Below are 1,314 nucleotides of genomic sequence, written 5' to 3'. Positions count from 1 at the left end.
AAATGAGCTCATACTCAAATGCGAAAAAGCGCACCTCGCGCCCGATCTGCTCGCGCTGTTTTCCAAAAGCGGCTTTAGCGGCGAGCTGCGAAGCCTAAAAAGCGATAAAATTTTACTCTTTTCGCTCGAGGATTTTAAAATTTTACTTTGAATACGGACGTAAAATCAATGATTATAAGGGAATTATCATGAAAAATAGGGTCTTGGCAGCATCGTTAGGCGTGCTTTTGAGCTTAAGCTTGGCTGGATGCGATAGGGGAGAAATAGAGGATATTCAAACGGAGGATTTTTATGCCGCCAATCCGGATAAAGCAAAAAGCGTCTCCGAGGCGTGCGCCCTAGCCGATCTATCCAAAGAATCGGCAGAGATTTACGACAACTGCGAACGAGCCGCGATGGCGTATTTCAAAATCTTCTATAAAAATATGATGCAAGCGGCATCAAGGCAAGAGGTAAAGGCGCAAGATGAAAAACAAAAAGCTATGTGCGAGCGCAAAGAGGTGCGAAATACGGAATTCGACGTGGAATGCTTTCTGTTTCTAGCCGTCACGGGTTTGCCGATAAACTCTACAGCGCCTAAAAATAGGCTGACTTATCTACTGGAGGAATGCAGAAATGATACAATCAGCCCGAAATGTAGGCTTTTAAGAAAGGAGATAAAGTTTCTCAAGGAAGACCTTAGAATGAGCAAAGAAGAGGTCTACGAGGCATTATCGAAAAAATTGCAAATCGTGATAAAAGACTATATTGATTTTTACGTATCGCAAGGTAGATTCGATGAAAATCCAAACAAGATAACAAGCATGACGGTCGAGCAGATAGCTCCAAACTCGATTAGCATAGGCACGACGAGCTATGTCAGCTGCTTTACTATAACCACAATCAATACAGGCAAAAACGCTAGTTTGGAGATACGAAAAGGCGCAAGCCAAAATGACGAATTCTGCATGGAAACATATAAATTGCCCGAAGTTGCAAAAATTCTAAATGAAAACGGCGGTGTTATTAGGCTTAGATAGCAAAATTTTATATTTTCAAATTTGATTACAAAGTCTTAAGAGTTTAAATTTAAAAACTGAAATTCCGCCGCTTGAAATTTTAAAGCGGCGGAATTTTGTGAAATTTCAGCTCGCGCAGGCGGCTTGTACTACCGCGAGCAAACTCGCGCTGTCCGCGCACAAACCCCGCGCCCTAAATTCCGCAAATTTAGACTATTTTTTCACCTTGATCACGTATGGCACCGATTTGATCACGCCTTTTGAAAACAGCGTCTTGGTGTCCGCATATACGGCGTCAAGCTCGGCTTTTGAGACG

At 42.6% G+C, this 1,314-nt stretch carries 1 protein-coding gene; it reads left to right on the top strand.

All coding sequences use genetic code 11. The features are described 5' to 3' along the window. The first annotated feature begins 188 nt into the window (after positions 1–188). Positions 189–1,019: a hypothetical protein gene (locus Q0340_RS02260; protein ID WP_298081991.1), complete on the top strand. Its 831-nt coding sequence runs from the start codon at positions 189–191 to the stop codon at positions 1,017–1,019. Positions 1,020–1,314: the final 295 nt, after the last annotated feature.

Origin of the sequence: uncultured Campylobacter sp., from assembly GCF_938045595.1 — a bacterium.
GTDB lineage: Bacteria > Campylobacterota > Campylobacteria > Campylobacterales > Campylobacteraceae > Campylobacter_B.
This window is presented reverse-complemented; position numbering and strand designations above follow the sequence as displayed.

Coding starts and splice junctions, on each gene's coding strand:
- Q0340_RS02260 (WP_298081991.1), top strand. CDS start 189: ATGAAAAATAGGGTCTTGGCAGCATCGTTAGGCGTGCTTTTGAGCTTA.